General features: G+C 35.0%; 18 protein-coding genes and 1 pseudogene. 5 read left to right on the top strand and 14 right to left on the bottom strand.

The window, feature by feature from the left end:
• Nucleotides 1–18: 18 nt before the first annotated feature.
• Together IPK14_26430 and IPK14_26425 are read left to right on the top strand one after the other, a co-directional pair.
• Nucleotides 19–1,002 carry a KpsF/GutQ family sugar-phosphate isomerase gene (locus IPK14_26430; protein MBK7996780.1) on the top strand — a complete coding sequence of 328 codons (984 nt, stop codon included), beginning with the start codon at nucleotides 19–21 and terminating at the stop codon, nucleotides 1,000–1,002.
• 1 nt (nucleotide 1,003) lies between these two features.
• Nucleotides 1,004–1,483, top strand: coding sequence for a hypothetical protein (locus IPK14_26425; protein MBK7996779.1), 480 nt, complete (start codon nucleotides 1,004–1,006; stop codon nucleotides 1,481–1,483).
• Here the strand turns inward: IPK14_26425 and IPK14_26420 are convergent.
• Nucleotides 1,458–2,537, bottom strand: coding sequence for a hypothetical protein (locus tag IPK14_26420; protein MBK7996778.1), 1,080 nt, complete (start codon nucleotides 2,535–2,537; stop codon nucleotides 1,458–1,460). The genes IPK14_26425 and IPK14_26420 overlap by 26 nt on opposite strands.
• Before the next feature lie 197 nt (nucleotides 2,538–2,734).
• Here IPK14_26420 and IPK14_26415 point away from each other — a divergent pair, with 197 nt between their 5' ends.
• On the top strand, nucleotides 2,735–4,123 hold the full coding sequence (locus IPK14_26415) for a protein kinase (protein ID MBK7996777.1): 1,389 nt from the start codon (nucleotides 2,735–2,737) through the stop codon (nucleotides 4,121–4,123).
• Nucleotides 4,124–4,175: 52 nt separating this feature from the next.
• On the opposite strand, the gene IPK14_26410 is transcribed toward IPK14_26415, so the two are convergent.
• From IPK14_26410 to IPK14_26355, 12 genes and pseudogenes are all read right to left on the bottom strand, one after another.
• Nucleotides 4,176–6,920 (bottom strand): response regulator, encoded by a 2,745-nt coding sequence (locus tag IPK14_26410; protein MBK7996776.1) that lies wholly within the window; start codon nucleotides 6,918–6,920, stop codon nucleotides 4,176–4,178.
• Nucleotides 6,921–7,064: 144 nt separating this feature from the next.
• Complete coding sequence (locus IPK14_26405; protein MBK7996775.1) at nucleotides 7,065–7,559, bottom strand: hypothetical protein; 495 nt, start codon at nucleotides 7,557–7,559, stop codon at nucleotides 7,065–7,067.
• Nucleotides 7,560–7,601: 42 nt separating this feature from the next.
• Nucleotides 7,602–8,228, bottom strand: a complete 627-nt coding sequence (locus IPK14_26400; protein ID MBK7996774.1) for a hypothetical protein — start codon at nucleotides 8,226–8,228, stop codon at nucleotides 7,602–7,604.
• Nucleotides 8,229–8,288: 60 nt separating this feature from the next.
• Nucleotides 8,289–8,741, bottom strand: a complete 453-nt coding sequence (locus tag IPK14_26395; GenBank protein ID MBK7996773.1) for an NAD(P)/FAD-dependent oxidoreductase — start codon at nucleotides 8,739–8,741, stop codon at nucleotides 8,289–8,291.
• Nucleotides 8,738–10,245: pseudogene (locus tag IPK14_26390) on the bottom strand (polyamine aminopropyltransferase). The gene IPK14_26395 and the pseudogene IPK14_26390 overlap by 4 nt, the downstream one beginning before the upstream one ends.
• Before the next feature lie 6 nt (nucleotides 10,246–10,251).
• The gene (locus IPK14_26385; GenBank protein ID MBK7996772.1) at nucleotides 10,252–10,458 is read right to left on the bottom strand and encodes a DUF350 domain-containing protein; all 207 of its coding nucleotides are present in this window, start codon (nucleotides 10,456–10,458) and stop codon (nucleotides 10,252–10,254) included.
• Between the two features lie 29 nt (nucleotides 10,459–10,487).
• Complete coding sequence (locus tag IPK14_26380; protein MBK7996771.1) at nucleotides 10,488–10,673, bottom strand: hypothetical protein; 186 nt, start codon at nucleotides 10,671–10,673, stop codon at nucleotides 10,488–10,490.
• A gap of 24 nt (nucleotides 10,674–10,697) precedes the next feature.
• Complete coding sequence (locus IPK14_26375; protein ID MBK7996770.1) at nucleotides 10,698–12,623, bottom strand: DUF4178 domain-containing protein; 1,926 nt, start codon at nucleotides 12,621–12,623, stop codon at nucleotides 10,698–10,700.
• Nucleotides 12,624–12,691: 68 nt separating this feature from the next.
• Entirely contained in the window at nucleotides 12,692–12,961 is a 270-nt protein-coding gene (locus tag IPK14_26370; GenBank protein ID MBK7996769.1) for an iron chelate uptake ABC transporter family permease subunit, read from the bottom strand.
• Complete coding sequence (locus tag IPK14_26365; protein MBK7996768.1) at nucleotides 12,955–13,134, bottom strand: iron chelate uptake ABC transporter family permease subunit; 180 nt, start codon at nucleotides 13,132–13,134, stop codon at nucleotides 12,955–12,957. The genes IPK14_26370 and IPK14_26365 overlap by 7 nt, the downstream gene beginning before the upstream one ends.
• 43 nt (nucleotides 13,135–13,177) lie before the next feature.
• Nucleotides 13,178–13,711: an iron chelate uptake ABC transporter family permease subunit gene (locus tag IPK14_26360; GenBank protein MBK7996767.1), complete on the bottom strand. Its 534-nt coding sequence runs from the start codon at nucleotides 13,709–13,711 to the stop codon at nucleotides 13,178–13,180.
• Nucleotides 13,712–13,713: 2 nt separating this feature from the next.
• Nucleotides 13,714–14,628 carry a cobalamin-binding protein gene (locus IPK14_26355; GenBank protein MBK7996766.1) on the bottom strand — a complete coding sequence of 305 codons (915 nt, stop codon included), beginning with the start codon at nucleotides 14,626–14,628 and terminating at the stop codon, nucleotides 13,714–13,716.
• Between the two features lie 201 nt (nucleotides 14,629–14,829).
• Here IPK14_26355 and IPK14_26350 point away from each other — a divergent pair, with 201 nt between their 5' ends.
• On the top strand, nucleotides 14,830–17,505 hold the full coding sequence (locus IPK14_26350; GenBank protein ID MBK7996765.1) for a patatin-like phospholipase family protein: 2,676 nt from the start codon (nucleotides 14,830–14,832) through the stop codon (nucleotides 17,503–17,505).
• A gap of 370 nt (nucleotides 17,506–17,875) precedes the next feature.
• On the top strand, nucleotides 17,876–19,903 hold the full coding sequence (locus tag IPK14_26345; GenBank protein MBK7996764.1) for an SUMF1/EgtB/PvdO family nonheme iron enzyme: 2,028 nt from the start codon (nucleotides 17,876–17,878) through the stop codon (nucleotides 19,901–19,903).
• A 65-nt stretch (nucleotides 19,904–19,968) separates the two neighbouring features.
• Here the strand turns inward: IPK14_26345 and IPK14_26340 are convergent, their stop codons facing one another.
• Nucleotides 19,969–21,576, bottom strand: coding sequence for a ribonuclease J (locus tag IPK14_26340; protein ID MBK7996763.1), 1,608 nt, complete (start codon nucleotides 21,574–21,576; stop codon nucleotides 19,969–19,971).
• Between the last annotated feature and the right edge of the window lie 23 nt (nucleotides 21,577–21,599).

Genomic DNA, 21,599 nt, shown 5'->3' with positions numbered 1-21,599 from the left:
AATAATCTGCTTAGTGCAATGATACAAGACAAACGCGAGCAACATAAACAAAGCAAAAATAAAATAATTAAAGCTGGTAAAAGAGTATTACGAATGGAAGCGGTAGCACTCCACCAGGTAGAATCTTTGCTAGGCCAAGAATTTGCCTTAGCAGTAGAAAAAATAGCCGACTGTCCAAGCAAAATTATTTGTTCTGGTATGGGTAAAGCTGGATTAATCGCTCAAAAAATAGCTTCAACTTTTGCATCTACTGGCATTCCAGCATTTTTTCTTCATCCTTCTGAAGCATTGCACGGTGATTTAGGCATGGCTGGTAGTGGAGATGTAGCATTAATTTTCTCTAACTCAGGAGAAAGTGAAGAAATTATTCGCCTTCTGCCTCATCTACGTACTCGTCAAGTTTTTTGTATCGCACTAACAGCCCAGCAAACTTCTTCGCTAGGTCGTGGCTGTGAACTAGTGGTAGAAATAGGTATTTTAGAAGAAGCCTGCCCATTGCAGCTTGCCCCTTCTAGCTCAACAACTGCCCTACTTGCTCTAGGTGATGCTCTAGCACTTACCGTTTTAGAATTACGAGGCTTTACAACTTATGAATATGCTCGACTTCATCCCGGCGGTAGCCTAGGAAAACTTGTTAGCCAAGCCCAAGAGCTTATGCGAACTGGTTCACGTTGCCCAATTGTTTCACCAGAAACTACTGTTAAAGAAACAATTATAGCTATAAGTCGCGCCCGTGCTGGTTTAGCAATTGTCGCTGATAAAACTGGAAAACGTCTTGGAATTTTTACTGATGGTGATTTCCGTCGTCACTGGGAAGAAAATGACAATATTGCTAATGTTATGGTTGGTGAGGTTATGATCAAACCTGGTCTAGCTATTAAAACAGGAACTTTAGTTAGAGATGCAAAGAATTTAATGGCTGAGCGTCATATCAACGCCTTACCCGTGCTAGATTCAGAAGATTACGTACTAGGTTTATTAGATCTGCAAGATATTATCTAACATGTTATCAAACATAGATTTAAGTAATGGAATTAGTATCAAGTTTTGTCGTTCTGACCTTGGAATAGATTACCCACTTTTTTATACAAGTTTAGGGGAGCATCACAGTTTTGAGTTAGCAGAGGAAAAAATCAATTTACCATTAGATATAATTGGCTTTAATGCTAAACCTAATAGTTGGATAGTGTTGGAGTTAATGACACAAATAAATTTTTTAATTGCTAATGTTGGAGATTACCTAGCAGTAAGACGCACTAATCAGGTACGTAATGGACAAATTGCTATTATTAAGCACGAAGAAAAGGTATTAATTAGACGTATTTTTGCTAGTGGTGAAGGATTAGTTTTACGTCCGCTAGATAAGCAAGCTGATTTACTTGTTTTGCCTTCAGCAATAGACATTCGTGGGACAATCGAAGGTTTAGCAATTGAAAAATGTTGGTATAAAATTTCGACTAGCGAGAAACTTCCTGCACGTTAGAAACCAAAGAAAAATTAGGGTTTTTCTTACGTCGCCAAATAAAACCATCTAAAACATAATGTGTAATTTGCGGCAGGGCTAACAGTGGGACTAAAATAATCTTAAACTCATCCAAATCCCAACCTTGACCAAAAAACCAGCTACGGTCATGCCAAACGCCTCTATCCCAAATCATTTCTTCAACATAGGCTAAGGCCCAAAGCAAAGTTAAAAAGCCTAGCGGCCCATCTGAAAACAATCGATATATTCCTTTTTGGTGTTGTTCGTCCAAGCGTTGACGACCATACCAATAAACTAAAGCTAGATAAGGTACTCCATGAATAATTACATTTGTTACAGTAAAAGCATAATCTGAGTTATAACCAATAATTCCAACATACCAACAAATTGCAGTTGTAACTAAGACAATATCTTTGCCTGGATTCCAATGGTTTTTACCTAAGCCCAAATAAAGAGTTTTAGCAAAATAAGCTATTAGCGATATGTAATAAATTGGTAGCGCGACAGTTTGAACAATTTGAGGAATAGCAATAAAGTCATCGGTTAAAAACCACCAAAAAAGACGAGGTAAGTTAGTATGCCAATAAATTAGAGGGTAAATTGTAGCCATATAAACAGCAACGCTATCAATCCACCAAGTTAGTTTGTTAGTTTCACCACAGCGGGCCCGGTAAAGTGCTACCCACCCATATTGTTGACGGACAAAGTGAAAAACTGCTAGATAGGCTAGAACACGCCAAAAGGTTAATTCACCTTGTGAATAAAGCATAATTCCTGCAACCAAAGCTAAAGTAGGGACAAGCACATATAGCCAAGGTCGTCGTTTTAGCTCATCAGAATCTAAATAAACACGAAATCCTGTTGAATAAACATGAGCAACATCAATAAATAAGACCGCTGGAATCCAAGCCCAATCAGGGGTTGAGCCATTTAATAAACCTACTCGCGCACCTATCCAAAGCGCGAGTAGTGAGACTACTGCACTACCTAAAAACACAGCTAAATCTACACGAGGAGAAAAAAGCCACCAATTTTGCTTTAATGTGCTACTCATTTTAAGAATCTAATCCGTTAAGAAAACTCTATAGAAATTATTCTTGAGCTACAAACTTTTTATTTACAACATTCTCCAAATTCAATTATAAAGTCAACAAATCTTTTTCCTTGTTCTATTTGCCACAAGTTAAACTCTTGAGTAGAATTTACTTAAGACGCAAATTACTTTTAGTAAATATCCCTAGTACATAAATTATGAGTGACCATTGTATCTTAATTGTTGATGATGATATTGCAACTTTGAAAATACTTGAGAAAGCATTTCAAAGTTTAGATTGTCAGATACTTACTGCTCAAAATGGACAGCAAGCATTAAACTTATGCCTACAAAATACCCCTAGTTTAATTATTTCTGACTGGCATATGCCTATACTTAATGGAATCGATTTATTTTTTCATATTAAAAATTCGTCTGGTTTGCAGCATATCCCTTTTATTTTTATAACTATTTCTGAAGATGAAGAGATAAAAAAAGCTTTGCTAACTACAGGTATAAAAGATTATTGGCGTAAACCTCTTAATCTTATAGAAATAGTAGCTAAAACTAAAACATTTTTAACCAACCTAGATTCCAACCCAAATTTAGTTGACGATAATACTATGCAATTAGTTAGTCTAACAGAAATACAATCCAATGATTCTACAACTAAAGTTCCCGTAATTTTTGAATCCTTAAACTCATTTCCTAAAACTCCTACATCAAATAATTCCATTGATGCCCCTAGTGAAACTTTTCTTTATATTGATAGAATATTGAATAGTAGATATAAACTATTAAATCCTATTGGTCGTGGAGGGATGGGTATTGTCTACAAAGCATATGATTTAGCCAAAAACCAAGAAATTGCATTAAAGCTTTTAAGACGTGAATATATATCCAATATGGTTGAAGTAGAACGTTTTGCACGAGAAGCATCAGCAACTTTACGTATTAATCATCCTAATGTAGTTCAAATTTATGAGTATGGATTGGCTGAATCTGGGCAGGCTTTTATTACTATGGAACTTTTACCAGGCCATTCTTTGACAGCAGAATTATTTCAACATGGCTTTATTTCTTCTCAGAGAAAAGCAGTAAAAATAATGAGGCAAATCTGTCTAGGCGTTTTGGCTGCACATAGACAAGGCGTAATACATAGAGACTTAAAACCAGCTAATATATTTTTATTAAACCCAATGGATGATGCACCTAGAATAAAAGTGTTAGATTTTGGAATCGCTTTTTTACAAAGCAAACAAGAAAATTTTGTTGTTAGCCTTCAACGTTTGACCGATCCTAACATCATTGTTGGAACACCAGAATATATGTCCCCTGAGCAAATACAAAAACTTTCCATAAATGAGAAAAGCGATATATATTCATTGGGGGTAGTTTTTTATGAACTCTTAACAGGTGATTTACCCTTTTTAGGTAATCAAATGCAAATATTAATTGCACAAGTCAGCAAAACACCCACACATATTAGCAAAATGGTTGAAATCAACCCCAAATTAGCTGATTTGATAATGGCAATGCTAGAAAAAAACCCTGAACAGCGTCCTAGTTTAGAAAGTATAGCTAATAAGCTAGAACTCTATTTCTAAGAATAAAATACAAACCTATAAGAAAAAATACAGATGAAAAACCTTTGAATTTTTATTGGTATCTTGTCAACATCTTTTGAAGTTGTTCTAAATTAATAGGTTTACTGATGTAATCATCCATGCCTGCTGCCAAACACTGTTCTTTATCTCCTTCTACTGCACCCGCTGTCATTGCAACAATTTTTGGTCTAACTTTTAAGTCTATAGTCTTAATGATTTCTTCTGTAGTTGTTAGTCCATCCATTTCTGGCATTTGTATATCCATTAAAATAATATCATATTGTTTTTCTTTCAATACTTGTAAAACTTCTATACCATTATTTACTATGTCTATAGAATATCCTAATTTTTCTAATAATTTTTTAGCTATCTTTTGATTAATAATATTATCTTCCGCTAATAATATTTTTAATGGTTTAGTATTTTCAGATATTTTTTCTATTGTTAGTTTATTAATACTTTTTTCTTCTAACAAATTTTTATCAAAATAATTCACTAAAATACTATATAATTGCGTGGGTTTTATTGGCTTAGTAATCTTAATTATCTGTTTATAATTTACAGCTATATTTTTGATTTCAATAACAGAAGTTATTAACAAAATAGGTGTTTTTTCCTTATTTATTTCATTTATTGAATCAAGTATTTTTTCTATGTCCCTGGATGCTTCCAAAATAACAAAGCCTATTTTTTCTTCGCTATTAAAGGTGTTAAGTAATTCTGAAATATCTTTTAACTGTTTTACTTTTAATCCCCAAGTATTTAAATTAGTTGTTATAAACTGTTGGTTTTGGTCATTATTTATTAACACTAAGGTATTTTTATTTATCAAACTTTTATTTTCTTGATAGAGGTAATCATATTTTGTATTGCTAGCTTTTTTAGCTAGTATAGTAAAATGTGCTGTAGTTCCTTGTTTTTCAACACTTTCTAAAAAAATTTTTCCTCCCATTTGTTCAGAAAGTTTTCTACTAATTGCTAGTCCTAAACCTGTACCGCCATAAATTCTAGTAGTAGATTTATCTGCTTGACTAAAAGCTTGAAATAGCTGAGAAATTTTTTCTTTAGCAATACCAATACCACTATCTTTAACACTAAAGTTTATTTGATAAAGGTTATTTTCTTGTTCAATAGATGAAATTTTAAGGATAATCTCCCCTTTTTCAGTAAATTTTGTAGCATTACTTAATAAATTTATTAAAATTTGCTTTAATCTAGTTACATCTCCATAAATAAAATTAGGCACTGTATTATCATAAATGTAAATTAAATTTATACTTTTTTCAGCACATTTTTGAGAAATTAAATCTAAAGTTTCCTCAACAGCATTGCGTAAATCAAAATCAATATTTTCTATTTCTAAATTACCAGATTCTATTTTTGAAAAATCTAAAATATCATTGATCAAAGCAAGTAAAGACTCCCCACTAATTTGTATGGTTTTTAGTAAATCTTGCTGTTCTGAGTCAAGTTTAGTGTTGAGAAGTAAAGTAGTTGCACCTATTACAGCATTCATAGGTGTGCGAATTTCATGGCTCATTGTTGCTAAAAATATACTTTTTGCTTGATTAGCCTTTTTTTCCCGTTGTTCAGAAACTAATAAATTTTCTGTTCTTTCCTGCACTCTTTCTTCTAATGTTAGGTAAAGTTTTTCTAAATAACTCTTAATTTTAACTGCAATATAAAAAGACATTGTAAGAAAAAATCCTATGCCACAAGTACTATCAACTACAGCCATTGTTAAACTACTATATTGACCTTTTAATTGCAAAGTTATCCCAAATGCTAAATCTACTAATAAAAATATTAAAGCTGAAGTAAATATCCAAATATATGGTGTTTTTTCTTTATAAGATCTTTTAATGGCTACAAATAGCTCCACTAGTAAAATTACAGCAACAATGAAAAATATTATTATACATGTTTGGTAAATAAAACTATTAGGTATCAAAGATAGTAATAGTATTGGAACAAATATAGCTAAATGTCGGTATGCTAAAAATCCTCTTTGTAAAATTGCTGTAAGATAATAATATCGAAAAGCTAATACTAAAGGTAATGTCAAAAGATTAATTAATATGTTAGCAATAGAATATGTAAGTATACTAGTGTTTATAAAACTAACTGTTATAAGTAATATTTGTTGTATTAAGCCAATAAATAGAAATATACCATAATATAAATTGATTCTTTCTATAGGATAAACATAAAAAATGATTAGATGAGCAATTAATAATAAAAAGGTAAGAAAAATAAAAATATATTGTAAGTTTAATGATTGATAATAAGTATTTAGTTGAGTTAGTACTTTTTCAGGTGTTAATAATTGGGCAGTAAACCCTTGTCTTAATCCAAAAATGACCACAGCTAAATTAGTAAAATAATTATCTGTTGATGTGTTTATAAAGTAGCGGATTGCTAATACTTGATGTTTCTTTTTAGGAACAAAAAGACAAACATTATTTTTGCTAATCTGATCAGCTTTATTTTCCTCAACTTTGTTATTTGTTAATGCAAACTTTTGAAGTTTTTCCCCATCCATATAAACTTCTATTGCTCCAACTTGATTAACTAAAAGAGCAATATTTTTGGACATTAACAAATCTTGACTAAATTCCAAATGTAGACGAAACCAACAGTAACCTTGCTGATTAAGGTGCTTTTCTTTGATTAGAGGAAAAGAACCCTTGGCCCAATTACTATCATCATATGTAGGTGTGGCCCATTGCAAATTATCTCCTAATTGATATGACCAATTTTCTAGTAAAGTAGATTTTTCTAGATCTTCAACACTCACAACTACTTTTTCTTCTGCCAAACCAACAACAAAACATATAAATATCAATAAAAAACTTAGCCAAATCTTATAGACAATTGCTTGAAAGGAGAATTTCATAAGTAACCTTTTGTGTTTTTACACAATTAATAAGCAAGCTAATTATCACAAATTATTTATGTTGTTATGCCTAACTGCACTGTAAATAAAGTTTTCTGAGGTTTTAGCGACATTTAACACTTCTTCAGCAGCCCTAACACCATTATAAAAAGCTTCTTCAAATAGTGCTACACCGCTTAAATCAGCGTGTGCAAAATGTATATTTTGATAAGGTTTTGCTGCGTCAAGACGTGCTTGACTCCAGATAAAACCTGGTCTTGGCCTAACCATTGCGTGACCCCATCGCATTATATCTAAACGTTCGGTCAAGTTTCTAATTTCAGGATGAGCTTGTTCAATATCGGTAAGCGTAACATCGGCCCAAGCCCGCCAATCATTGTTTAATAAGCGTTTTCTCGATTCTTTCACATCAGCATCAGCTAGCGGATAATAATAAGTAAAAATTGTTGGCCCATAATCTAAGCCTCGTTGATGAGTAGCTACTACATAACCAAGCGATGGGCTTTCATAAAAAACATTATCCCAACATAAAGGAAACATTTGACGGTTTTTATTTATCGGACGTTCTTTTAAGAAAAGATTTTACACGATACAAGTCCCATATTGAAATTCTGCTATATGTTGAGGTGGATTTTCTCGGTAAGGTCTGATTATATAACGAGTTAGAAATTGTGGTGCAGCAAAAATTACTTGGCTAGCTTGAAATCCAAAAGCTTGACTAGTGTTATTTTCAATAGTAATTACTTCAACTATGTTTTTATCTTTGTCAGGAATTATTTCAACAGCAGCAAGTCCAAGACGAACTTTAGATTTTACTTTTTCATAAAGATAGTTAACTAAACGCCCATTGCCTTCAGGCCAAGTCATTAAAGGTTGGGCATTATCGCCAGGCTTTTTCATACGTGAAGCAAAATAAAAAATTCCTGCCCAAGCACTTGTATTTTCAAGATCTGAGCCATAATCATCCCGACAAGAATAATCTACTAACCAGCGAAGTCTTGTAGATGTCCAATTATGCTTGTCTAACCAACTAGCCATAGTAATTTTATCTAGTGTTGTAACTTCTGCATCATCAGAAGCCATTGCTATGGGTAAAGTAAAAGCTCTACGTCCACGCAAGTCTCGCCAGGCGACCCAACGAGAGATTTCTTGTTGAAAAGCCTTAAATTCTGCTAAATCTTTTTCTGAAGCACCTGCATAAAGATACAAGCCTTCATACCATCGACCACGATAAAAGAGTCTTTCTTCAGGATCTCTACATAAATATTGCTAGGCTACAATGGGTTGACCTTCGCTATCTTGGCCTTCTAAAAGCTCCATTTCATTAAAAAGTTCTAGCAAAGCTATGTTTTCCTTCATTGGAGCAGGAATATAATGCGCTCCCCAAGGATAAGACACTAGTTTTGATTCACCGCTTCGAGATGTACCGCCGGGAGCTTTTTCTATTTCAAGCAAGATAAAATCTTCAAAACCTGATTTTAGTAGTCGCCAAGCAGCAGATAGCCCTGCTACACCTGCGCCAACAATTACAAGCGGAACTTTTTGCCAATTGTCTGAGGGTGGGGTAATTTTTAGTCCATCTCGTATTTTATGACCAAGATCATCTGATGGCCCAACAATTTCACCTTCAGGAAAAATATTTGAATTTTTATTTTGACAAGCAGATAAAGCTAGAGGTGTGCTTAGAAAAGCTGTTAAAAGTTCGCGCCGTGTAAGTTTCATTCCCAGCGTCGCCATTCAGATTCATAGTATTGAACTAGAACTTGGTTATCTAACCGGTTAACTTCCACAGGAACAGCAGCCATATCAGCAGAAATTACAAATAGAGATGCTAGCGTTTCATTAGTAAGAAACCGTAGGTCTTTTGGAGTTTCTTTTGGAATTTCAAAATCCTGGTCAACTTTAGCTAAAGCAAAACCCCAAACACCAAAAGCAGGAACAGCCGTTTGATAAGGTTTGACAGCAAATCCAGCGGCTTCAATAGTTTTAATAATGCACCAATAAGAAGTCCGTGCAAAAAGCGGCGAAGTGCATTGAATGCCTACCGTTCCACCTTCGTTTAATGATTTTTTTAGCAACCGATAAAACCTAGTTGTATAAAGTTTTCCTAAAGCAAAAGTATTTGGATCTGGAAAATCAATAATCGCTACATCAAACTTTTCTTTTTGATCTTCTAGCCAAATCATCGCATCTTGATTAATAACTTTTACTCGTGGGTCAGCAAAAGAATTTTTATTAAGTTCCGCTATTAAAGGAAAACTAGATGAAAGGTTGGTCATACCTGGGTCAAGATCTACAAGCGTTACTGACTCAACATCTTTATATTTAAGTACTTCCCTAAGTCCCAAACCATCACCACCGCCTAAAACTAAAACTCGTTTTGGTGTACCAAAAATTGACATTGCTGGATGAACTAGCGATTCATGATAGCGATACTCATCAGCCGAGCTAAATTGTAAGTTACCATTAAGAAAAAGTTGAAATCCTGCGCGGCTTTTTGTGATTACAATTCGCTGATACTGTGTTGTGCGTGAATAAATTATATCATCAGCAAACATATTATCTTCAGCTAAAGAAGTAAGCTTATTAGCTGCAAATAGGCCAACTAAAAGCAGTACAATAACAACTGTTGCTTTTATTCTTATAGCAATAAATTTTTTTTTGCTATCAATGATTGTAGAGTCCAAGTTCCCCATAAACCTATGGCAGCATTAAGGATACCAAAAACTAGTGAAGTACGAACTAAGCCCAATTTTGGAACAAGAAAAATAGGAAACAAAAGCGACGCAACTAAAGCCCCAATATAATCAACAGTTAAGACACGAGAGACTAAATCCTTAAAATCCAGGTTATCTTTTAAGATTCGCATTAGCAAAGGCAGTTCTAAACCTACTAATGTACCTATTAGAAAGACTATTAGATAAAGGATTATATGAAAGTAGCTTAATTTTGCAAAAGAGAGGAATAAAAGCGGGGCTGAAGTGCCACCTAAAATTGCAACAGCAATTTCTATTTCAATAAACTTGCGTGCTAGGTTTGTTTCAATAAAGCCAGAAAGCCAAGCACCTACACCTAAAGCAGAAAGGTAAATCCCAATAATTAAAGAAAATTGCGTAACCGAATCCCCTAAAACATAACTAGCCAATGTGCCAGCTAATAACTCATAAACTAAACCACAAGTAGCAATTATCAGCACATTAAGAAAAAGTATTGGGGTACGAATCATTAGTATTTAGCCTTGAATTGCTGCCGATAAAATCATAGCAATACCTAAAATAACTGAACCTATAACAATGCCTAAAGAAATATTTTGATCTTCTTCAATTTCTTTGCGAATAGAGAATGGACAAACCTTTACAATAATAAAAAATGCTAATGCAAATAAAACCATTCCTATTAAAGCAAAAATCAGTGCAAGAAAGATACTTTCTACTGACATTTTATTTGGGTCTATCATAAGTAATAACATTATTTTCCTCCGCTATAACCAGAATGCCAGAAATGAAAAGAGCGATAACCACCAGGTGATTGACGAACGCTAGGCGGGATAACTTCGCGCTTGTTGTCGCCAAACTCCCAGCCGTAAAAACCTGCTACGGCATAAAGAAAAACTATCGAGCCGCCAAATACTAAAAAAAGTCTTTTTGCATTCATAGAATTTCCAAAGTTTTAAGATATTTATTCACTGCTGTTACTTAGATTGTAAGGGCTATCTTTCCAACGTTGTGATTCAAAACTGCCTCTTCTGATTAAGGCATAAATAGGCAGTATTGGAAGAAAGATTAAAATCAAAATAGGGTGCCAAGCCCTGGATTTGCCTTGACGTACTTCTAAAGAAAGTGGTGCTTGTTCTTGCCATTTACTCCATTGTGCTTCTATTCGTAAGGTGTATTTACCTGCGGGTAAAGCAGAAATAAACATATCCGACGTTTGGCTACCTTCGCTCCAGGACTCGCCACCATCTACACCATGATAATATTCAATTGGCATAGAAAAATTTTGCACAAGTCCAGTTTCTTCATTAATAAAATCACCTTCAAAATAAAACCATGAGTTATCTACAACAGATTTAGCTGTAATATAAATATTTTTTCTTCCTTGTATTTCAAAAGGTTCTGTAAAAATTATTTGTGTTGCAGTTGTGTTATTAGCAAGAGGTGGAAAAGTATAATTTTTAGAAATTATTTGTTTATTGCTAGCAGTAATAGCAAAAAACATCCATAAAAATATTGTGATCCCACTAAAAGCTAACCAATATTTTCCAATACCAGCATTTGGATCATAGAAAGGTTGTGTCGGCCCAACTCCAATTGGCTCAGGCAATGTTCCAGCAGGTAAACCAAAAGCTTTTTCTACCTGATCTTTTGGCAAGTAAGCACCAAGTGACCAGTTAATTTCTGTGTCAGAAATTTCTTCTGAAAGCATTAATGGAGGAGAAATATAGTCCGCTACTTCTGCCATTTCTCCAACGGTTACTTTCCAGTAAAACTCCCCTGCAACATAGTCAACAAAAGCTTTGCTGTTATCAAAAATCTTAAAAGTTTTATCACTAAAATTAATTTGTCCAATTAATTTATTAGCTTGAACTGTGCCAGGTGGGAGAGGTTTGACATAATTCCAATGATTATTGCTAAAGGTTAGCCAATGAAAACCAGTTTCTACATTGTAGAGCAGAAATTCTTGCCAAGGATAACGAATATTATCAACTGTAACACTACGCTCAACAAAACCTAGCACCTTCATTTTCTTACCTTCAAAATCGCCTTCTTTACCAAGTGGAATAATTGGCGTTAAAGGCTGTAATTTAGGTAAGTTTAGGTATTGTAGTTTGCCCTGGTTAACATCTAAAAAAGATCCGCAATTAGGACAAGTAACACGTTCTGCTTTATCAGGCACTTGTAAAGTAAGAGGCCCCGAACAATGAGGACAAGTTAATTGAAGTGCTGAGACTTGGCGCAGTTCCTTTTCTTTAACTGTGCCAGGCGCAAAACCAAACGCACTTAAAGGTACTTCTCGACCAATAAAAACTAATGGTGGTAGTTCACTATAATCAATAGTTGCAAATAGACCTTGCTGACCAGAAAGATCTCCATAGTAGTATTGGCTTTTAGGTTGAAACCGATAAGGAATTTCACCTTTGGCAGAAAGTGCAGTAGCTACACCTTTTTCTGCAACCATTAAAGGGGCTGTATTAGGAAAAGAAATGTTTTGACCTAAAATTAACTGTTCAAAATTTGGAATTTGTTGAGGAGAAATATTATTAGAAGGAAAAGTTACATAAAACCGGCCTTGAGCCTCGGCAATCCAGCCCCATCGACCATCAGCAAAAGCAGCATACCATTCATCCCAAACCCCGCCAGCTTGATGACCAAGTTGAGCGCGTCCAGTAATTTCAAAAGGTATATTTTGGTAAACTCCACGAAGTCCAATATCTAAAGGTGAGTCGGTTTCTGTTAGATCAGCAACTTTTCCTAAGTCTTCTAGTTTGCGATCTTTACGAGCCAATGCCGAATTGCAATACTCACATATTGCCACAATAGATGTGTCAACATTAAAGACTACCGGCGCACCACACGCAGGGCAAGAAGCCTGAACTGGACTCACTATTTCGCCTCGCTAATAAGAAAGTTTGCTTGAAAGTAAAATCAATTATACTGTCTTAGTTTTTCTAATCAAGCACTTCGACGCAAAAGATAAACAAATAATGGTGCGCCAATTAAAGCTGTGATTGCTCCAACAGGTAGTTCTCTAGGTGCAATTACTATTCGCGCTAAAGTATCAGCTAGAAGTAACAAACTTGCCCCAAGTAAAGCTGAAGCAGGTATTAGCAAACGATGATCACTAGAAACGGCCATACGAATAATATGCGGAACTATTAAACCTATGTAACCTATTGAACCTACTAGGGCTACGGTTGCGCCTGTTAATAAAGAAGCTAGCAAATAGAGCGCGATTTTAATTTTTCAACACTTACACCTAAACTTAACGCGCTTTCTTCACCTACCATTAATAAATTTAGCGAGCGTGAAAGTAGAAAAATTATTGTTATACCTAAAAAATTAATTACCAGAGTAATACCAAGTAAAGTGTTATTACTAGAACTTAAGTCACCCATTAGCCAAAAGCAATACCTCTTAGTTTCGCGCTACTTGCTACAGTTAGCAAAAAATAATTGCTGCCCATAAAAATGATGTAGTAATTACACCAGCTAAAATTAATCGATCTGTTGAAGTGCCTCTTTTACCTTGTCCAAGCAAATAAACAACTAAAATTGTAATTGCAGCACCAAAAAAAGCTCCTAAAGGCTGGCTAATGGGAAATGTTTCAGCCAAAATAATTGCTAAAACTGCTCCAAGCGCAGCACCGCTTGAAACGCCTAAAACATAAGGTTCTGCTAGTGGGTTACGTAGCAAAGCTTGAAGTGCTGCACCTGCAACCGAAAGTGCTGCACCTGCAATTATAGCTAAAATAGCTCTTGGAAGCCTGACACTAAAAAGAATGGTTTCAAGCTCTATTGATAAACCGCTTGGACTACCTAGCAAATAATTGCTACTAGCAACTAAAATTTTTAAGACAGGAATTTTTTCACTACCAAATAAAATTGCGATGGAAAAACAAGCTAAAAGCAGCAAAAAAAGTAGGCTAAGAGTAGTAAAAAAAAGTTTTGGTGTTAGGTAGACAAATTTTTTCAAAGCTAGCGTTTTTCCTCTGAATAAAGTAATTTTGCTATTTGCTCAAGTCCATCAATAATCCTTGGCCCAGGTCTTAGTAACAGGTCGCCATCAATCTTATAAATTTTTCCTGTGCGTGCCGCAGGAGTAACTTCTAAACCTTTTGGTAAAGTTAGTTTGCTTGGCTCATTTTCTGTTGAATGCGAACCGGGAGATAAAATTATTTCTGGAGCGCGTGAAATGGCAGTTTCAATGCTATATGCAGGCCATTCCGTTTCTACATCCTCAGAAATAGATTGACCTCCAGCTAAATTAATTAGATCTGTAACAAAAGCTTTTCGTCCAACTGTGATCAATGGCTCAGTACCAACAATAAAAAATACTTTTGGTTTAGCTGATTGATTTAAATGCTGCTGTTTTACTTTTTCTAGTCTAGCATTTAATGAATCAATTAGATTTTTAGCAACTTGCTCTTTATTTGTGATTTGCCCTAACAATTTAATAGAGCCTAATACACCTATTACAGAGTCGGACTTAATTACAAAAACTGCAATTCCAAGCTCTGACATTTTAGCTGTAAACTGCTCTAACTGACTGGCTGTTGTTACTAAAACCAAATCAGGTTTTAGTGAAATAATCATTTCTAAATTAGGGTGAAGTGTGTCGCTAACTTTAGGAATTTTTGTTGCTGCTTGTGGATAATTACAATAGCTAGTTACACCTACAACTTTGTCACCTAATTCTAAGGCAAAAAGCATTTCTGTAATGCTAGGAGCAAGTGAAATTATTCTTTGAGGATCTTTTGGAATTTTAACTTGTCGGCCAATTTCATCTACAATAGCCTGTTTATTAACTGCTGTAGAATCATTATGTTGTGGAACGGCTTGACAAGCTAATAAAATAAATAAAAACAGAACAATAAAAATTTTTGACTTCAAATTTTACCTCTAAGAAAATAAGTTTTTTCATTTATATAATCTGTTAAAGTTAGAGGAACTTTATTAAAGAAAAAACTGTTAATTGACAACTTTTTTCTTTTTGCCCCGATATCATAAACAGGCCGATGAATGGCTATTCACTCATTAACTTTAATTGACCCTTAATTAATAACAATTATCTATAACTAAGGAGAGTATTTCATGTCAGTAAACAATGTGGGTAATAATGATAATCAAAACATGATTTGCGATTTTCAAAATGATATTAAAGGGGCTAAAAATCCTACTGCTGAACAAAGTGTTCAACAAAATGTAGCAGAAAAGCAATCCACTCCCCCTTCATCAACCAACCTACAAGAAAAATCTTTACGCGCTCGCACAGATCTAAGTAGTAGTTCTGTAAGATCGGCTTTGGATTCCAAGTTAGGTAGCAAAGAAGCTACTCGTGTAAATATTGGCCGAGAGTTCCAACCAGCAATAAACAACTTACTCCAAGGTGTAAATCGTCTTTCTGTTGGTGTATCAAAATATCAGTCCCACATTGAAAAAGCATTAAATAGCACTAGAACAGATGCAAGTAATTTTCTTCATCATGCTTCCAACGCTCAAAAAAGCTTAACTGAAACTCGCCCAACTATTGCTAATGAGTCACAGGATTTAGCTGGCAAGTTAGATAATTTACTTAAAAACTTACAAGATCTAACTAATTCCCTCAAAACTAGTACAGGTGATTTTAATTTTGGTGTCAATCGTGCATTAAATGATCTTAATTCTGGGCTAGCTGGATTAGAAAAAGCTACTAATTTAATTGCTAGTGGTCAAGCAATGGCGTTGCCAAAAGCATTGGCAGCTAATAATGAAATTGCACTTGCTCCAGCTAAAATTAACACACAAGCAAAAAATTATGCCCAAAGTGTTCAAACTGCTGTTGAACCGGTAGCTACTCAAGCTCAAAACCTAGCAAGTGATGTAGATTCATTTAGTTTTAAGGGCCTAGTAGATAAAGCTAAAAATGCTGTAACTGGTGTATTTAACAAAGCTAAAGACGCTTTAGGTGATCTAGCAGATAAAGCATTTAAGTTTGTCTACAACGTCAAGGAAAAGGCTGGCTCTTATATTGACGAGTATGTAGGCCCAATTAGCAAAGCTATTGGAACAGGTATCATTAATATTTTCCGTTCTGATAAAAATCCTGTAGGTAAATCAATAGACCTAAATAAATTAGTAGATAACACCAAAGAAATGAGAGAGTTATTTAATGCTGCTAAAAATGGTAATGCTAGTGCAGCAGCTAAATTACAAAGTGTTTATGGTTACAATACATCAACATTTCCTAAGCCTGGCACAATGTGGGTAGCAGCTAATTTTGCTGCTGGTGAGCTAGAAAATGGCAAAGTAACGTCTAATAACTTTCCAACCAGTAACCCAACTAGTGGAGCAGGTCAAAGAGCAACTGTTAGCGATCCTCATAAACCTGCTGATATCAATAAAATGTTATTTGAAAATGACAGCAATACATCTTCATTAACATTTTCTAAGGGAATGACCTTAATTGATAAAGATGGTAAAACTCGCGCAGTTGGTTCAATGAATGAATATAAACAGGTAGTAGCGGAAAACCGCGCTAAATTAGGGATGCCGCTTCAAGGTGGTGAACCAATTCCTATCCAGCTTTCTTTAGAAGGCGGCGGCGGTAAAGGCAAGCGTTATGCTCCTGTTTTTGAAGAAATGTATAACTTAGGAGTTGTTCCTGCTAGTGTAAGTGGAACTTCTGCTGGTGCAATTGCGGCAGCATTAGTAGCAGGTGGAATTGACCCACGCCAAGTTGATGATGTAGCTAAGGATCCAGCAGTCAAGAAATTCTTTGATGCTACTTTAGCTGGGCCAGGACTATTAGAAGGCCGTGAGCTTTATCGTTATATGGATCAAAAACTACGAGAAATTACTGGTATTACAGATCGTCCTGTCACTTTTGCAGATTTACCAATGCCACTTTATTTAACAGCAACTAAGCTTGCTGATAGCCAAGCAACTAATGATATGACTAAACTTGAAGATCGGCTCTTTATTTTTAGCAAAGAAAACACTCCAAACACTCCAGTAGCAATGGCTGTTGTAGCTTCTACATCAATACCTGGAGCATTTGATCCAGTAGAAATGGTTGATCCTGCAACAGGTCGTACAATTCGTTTATGTGATGGTGGAGTATTAGACAATCTTCCAGTTAATTCTCATAAAAACAACTTACCTCAAATTGCAGTATCATTAAATGGGCCAAATGGAGCAAATCAAGATCCAAATAATGTTGGTAGTCCTAAACCATTCCCTCCAGGCAATTTAATTTCTGGTAATCCAATAGGAAATGCCAAAATTGGACTAGATTTATTAGATAAAGCCGCAACAGATCAAAGAGATTTTCATGATTCAATGCGTCCTAAACCAGGAACATTTGTTTTAGCTGTTCCTACTTGGAATTTACAAGATTTCTCAAAACAAAACTCTACATTTGGTTTTGAATATGATCAAAAGATTGATCCGGGCCTAGATACTCAAACCGTAAAAGTTACTCATGACTTTTTCCGTCAATTTTTAGGCAAACTAAATGATCCAAAAGCTAGTGGAACTAATTTGCGTGAACGTCCTGCAAGTAATGCTTTTAACCGCACATTTACAGCTAATGGAGCAACTTGGACGGCAACACATGAAAAAGGCTCTGACAATGTAACATTTAGACGTAGTGATGGCAAAACCTACAATCTAGCTTTAGGAAATGATCGAATGAATGATTGGATAGCTGATGATGTTTCTTTTGGAGATCTTAGCTTCCGTTTACGTGATGTTGTTGTAGCACGTGAAAAATTTGTTTTTGGAATATAAGTAAGATTTAGAAATTTAATAAGGGCTGGGCGAGCTTTAAAGCTTGTCCAGCCCTTATTTTTAGCTTAATAAAAGCTTAATTTATTATTAATTTGTTTTGAAAAGAATCTTTACCTAGATTATGATAAAAAACTGGTTAACGCTTAATTAAAATACAAACTAAAGTAGCAATATAGGTTTTAATAGATTATTATATTTGCCTATTTGATAAATGTAATTTTTACCAAATCAATTTATGGTTTTTTATTAAATCTTCTAAAACATATATTTACCGTTTTATTAAGCAACATAACAGAGGGATAAGTTAGTAATTTTTCTATTTAGCTAGTTAAAAAATCTCTTATCTATATGATTCTAGCCAGGAGAGTCTATGAGCAAACAGTGTCCCGTATGTAGTACCGCCTATGCTGAAAACAACACATTTTGTGCTAATGATGGCACACCTTTGATTGATGCCCCAACAGAAAGTGATCCATTTATAGGCAAAGTCCTAGAAGGTAAATACTTAATCGTTACTCGTATAGGTGCTGGTGGTATGGGTAATGTTTACCGTGGTAGACATACTAAAATGGAAACTAATGTAGCTATAAAGATATTACATGCTAGTTTAGTTTCTGATGCTAAAGCAGTAGAAAGATTTCGTCGTGAAGCTCGTGCAGCACTAGCAGTTAACCATCCTAATGCAATACAAGTAATGGATTTTGGGGTAACGGAAGACCAAACAGTTTTTATTGTAATGGAATTGCTTGATGGTGTTAGTTTACAAAAAGTAATAGAAACCGAAAAAACTTTGTCTGTTTCAAAAGCAGTTAAAATCTTTAAGCAAATTTGTGCTGCTGTTGCTGCGGCCCATAACAAAGATGTTATTCATCGAGACTTAAAACCTGATAATGTTATTATTCTTAATTATGGTAAAGCAGATGAACAAGTAAAAGTTTTAGATTTCTCTATTGCCAAAGTTACTTCTCCAGACAAAAATGCTAACACCCCCGCACTTACAGAAGTTGGTTTAGTAGTAGGAACTCCACAGTATATGTCCCCAGAACAAGCACAAGGCTTAGACTTAGACAAACGTGCAGATATATATAGTTTAGGAGTTACACTTTATCAAGTTTTAACAGGCAGCTTACCCTTTACTGCTGCTTCTTCTATGGCACTAGCACTAAAACATATTCATGCTTTACCTCGCCCTCTAAGAGAAGTAAACGCCAAAATACCACTAGAAATAGAAACTGTGGTAATGAAGGCCATGGCAAAACGTCCTACTGACCGTCAACAAACAGCAGATGAGCTTTCAGATGAACTTGACAAAGCTTTAATTGCTAGTGGTAAATCAGCAACTACTAGTTCAGGAGGAGGTTTAACAGCAGTTACTTCTAGCGGTGGCCCACCTACTACTGGTAACTCTCCATTACAACCTATTAGTACACCTCGACCACTGCCTACACCACGTCAAACAGGTAAGCTTACTAAAACTAATTCTCAAATAGAGGCAGTAGAGGAAAAGAAAGGTTCTAAAGCTCTTATAGCAGTAATACTGCTAGTATTATTCTTGGGTGGTGGTGCAGCAGGAGTTTATTTTTTTGTTATTAAATCTAATACAACACAAACAAGTGGGTCTAACGATTTACCACCAGAGTTTGATAGATTAGGTATGGTATGGATCAAAGGTAATACTTTTAAGATGGGTAAAGATTCTGCAGTTAAAGAAGAATTAATCCAAACTCCTGTTCATCCAATATCTGTGTCAGACTTTTGGCTAAGTGCTTATGAAATATCTAATAAGGAATATAAGAAGTTTGTAGATGAAGCTAAATATCAAGCTCCTGAAGGGTGGCAAAATAATGAGTTTGCGCCAGGAACAGATAATAATCCTGTAGTAAATATAAGCTGGATTGATGCCACTGCTTATTGTCAATGGCTTTCAGGTAAAACTGGTCGTAAGTTCCGTTTACCTACAGAGGAAGAATGGGAATATGCTGCACGGGGTACAGATGAAAGAGTTTATCCTTGGGGTAAAATTTGGGCTTCTAACCGAACCGTATCTGGTGAATCTGCAATAAAAGGTGAAGCAGCACCAGTAAACGCTTCTGGCCTTTCTCAGGATCAAAGTCCATTCCGTATTTTTGCTATGGCTGGCAATGTAGCAGAATGGACAAACTCAGATTATTCAATATATCCAGGCTCAAAAGCTACAGCAGAGGATAAATTTAAGGGAAATAAAATTGTTCGTGGAGGTCATTTTAAGTCTCCTACAGAATCAGTTACTACAACTTTTCGTAGTTGGAATACTGTAGATTATAAAGATGTTAAAGTAGGTTTTCGTGTAGCAGCAGATTCAACTTCTGAAGATAGTAAGAAAAATGACAAGGGAGCTAATGTAGAAAACGCCCCATAAGTTCTTCTAAGAAGTGTTAGAAATTAACATTTTTTTGCAAAGCCCTAGTAAGTTTGCTAGGGCTTTTAAGTTTCTAAGATAACAGGGATAATCATTGGTCGATATCCTGTTCCACGTTGAATAAAGCGTTTTAGCTCCACTCTAATTTTTTCTTTAATTATTATTTCATCTTGTTTTTCTTCTTTGCTAGAAGTAGCAATTGTTTGAGTAATTAAGTTTGATAGTTTGGCTATATATTCTTTTTCTTGATCAGGAATATTAACTCCTCTAGTAACAATTTCTAATTTTCCATCAATAAAACCTGTAGCTTTATTGATTGCAACAATAGGAACAACAATTCCATCATAAGCTAAACGCTTACGGTCACGAACAATTAAATCTTCTATTTCTCCAACACCTGTAGAATCAATATATCTACGTCCAACAGCAATTTTACCTACCACAGAAACAGAATCTTTTTGTAGCTCAATAACATCACCAGATTCAACCAGTAGAACTTCGTCAGATTTATAACCAAGCTGACAAGCAAATTGTTTATGTTGGTAAAGTTGTCTATATTCTCCATGAATAGGAATAAAATATTTTGGTCTTACAGCATCTAGCATTAGTTCTAAATCTTCTTGTGAACCATGCCCAGAAACATGAATACGGCCACTTGTTGAGTCATAAACCTTAGCATGATGTTTGTATAAATGATTAATTAGACGAGAAATAGATTTTTCATTACCTGGAATTTGTCTAGCAGAAAGAACAACTGTATCGCCAGCAAGTATTTTGGCTTGTTTATGATTATCTACTGCCATGCGTGAAAGTGCTGACATTGGTTCACCCTGGCAACCTGTTACTAGCATTGTTACTTGATGTGGTGCAAGACGCTGTGCATCAGCAGGAGTAATTAAAATTCCATCAGGTATATCTAAATAACGCATGCTTTCTGCTGTATCAATATTACGGATCATGCTACGGCCAATAACAGTCACCCTACGCCGAAAGGTTTTGGCTAAATCAAAAATAATTTGTATTCGGTGAATACTTGAAGTAAAGCAACTAACAATTATTCTACCTGAAGTTTTATCAAAAATATTTTCAAGCGCAGGAATTACATCTTTTTCTGAGTACATCCGGCCAGGACGTTCAACATTAGTAGAATCTGAAAGCAGTGCCAAAACTCCTTCATCCCCATATCGACGTAGCGAAGCAATATCTATTGGACTGCCACAAACAGGAGTTTCATCAAACTTAAAATCTCCTGTATGAATAATTACTCCAACAGGTGTACGAATAGCTAAAGCAGCACAATCTGTAGTGGAATGAGAAACTCGAATAAATTCAATTTGAAATGGTTCAAGGTCAATAATTTGCTTTGGTTTTACAGTATGTATTAATACTTCATCTAATAAATTATGCTCGTCCAGTTTAGAAGCAAGCACGGCAGCAGTATAAGGGGTGCTATAAACAGGAATATTTATTGCTTTTAGCAAAAAAGGAACTGATCCAATATGATCTTCATGACTATGTGTCAGAATTAATGCACGCACTTTATCGCGGTTTTCTTCTAAATAGCTAAAATCTGGAACAATAATATCTACACCCCAGTAATGAGGGTCAGGAAACATTAGCCCAGCATCAACAATAATAATTTCATCTTGATAACGAATTGCTAGGCAATTCATCCCAAATTCACCTAGGCCACCAA

The organism is Blastocatellia bacterium (assembly GCA_016713405.1).
Lineage (GTDB): Bacteria > Acidobacteriota > Blastocatellia > Chloracidobacteriales > JADJPF01 > JADJPF01.
Note: the sequence above shows the minus strand (reverse complement) of the source record. Positions and strands in the feature narration are given on the sequence as shown.

What these genes read in the sequence shown, in the direction of transcription:
- IPK14_26430 (MBK7996780.1), top strand. Translation starts at nt 19, where the DNA reads ATGATACAAGACAAACGCGAGCAACATAAACAAAGCAAAAATAAAATA.
- IPK14_26425 (MBK7996779.1), top strand. Translation starts at nt 1,004, where the DNA reads ATGTTATCAAACATAGATTTAAGTAATGGAATTAGTATCAAGTTTTGT.
- IPK14_26420 (MBK7996778.1), bottom strand. Translation starts at nt 2,537, where the DNA reads ATGAGTAGCACATTAAAGCAAAATTGGTGGCTTTTTTCTCCTCGTGTA.
- IPK14_26415 (MBK7996777.1), top strand. Translation starts at nt 2,735, where the DNA reads ATGAGTGACCATTGTATCTTAATTGTTGATGATGATATTGCAACTTTG.
- IPK14_26405 (MBK7996775.1), bottom strand. Translation starts at nt 7,559, where the DNA reads ATGTTTCCTTTATGTTGGGATAATGTTTTTTATGAAAGCCCATCGCTT.
- IPK14_26395 (MBK7996773.1), bottom strand. Translation starts at nt 8,741, where the DNA reads ATGAAACTTACACGGCGCGAACTTTTAACAGCTTTTCTAAGCACACCT.
- IPK14_26385 (MBK7996772.1), bottom strand. Translation starts at nt 10,458, where the DNA reads ATGTCAGTAGAAAGTATCTTTCTTGCACTGATTTTTGCTTTAATAGGA.
- IPK14_26380 (MBK7996771.1), bottom strand. Translation starts at nt 10,673, where the DNA reads ATGAATGCAAAAAGACTTTTTTTAGTATTTGGCGGCTCGATAGTTTTT.
- IPK14_26365 (MBK7996768.1), bottom strand. Translation starts at nt 13,134, where the DNA reads ATGGGTGACTTAAGTTCTAGTAATAACACTTTACTTGGTATTACTCTG.
- IPK14_26350 (MBK7996765.1), top strand. Translation starts at nt 14,830, where the DNA reads ATGTCAGTAAACAATGTGGGTAATAATGATAATCAAAACATGATTTGC.
- IPK14_26345 (MBK7996764.1), top strand. Translation starts at nt 17,876, where the DNA reads ATGAGCAAACAGTGTCCCGTATGTAGTACCGCCTATGCTGAAAACAAC.
- IPK14_26340 (MBK7996763.1), bottom strand. Translation starts at nt 21,576, where the DNA reads ATGAATTGCCTAGCAATTCGTTATCAAGATGAAATTATTATTGTTGAT.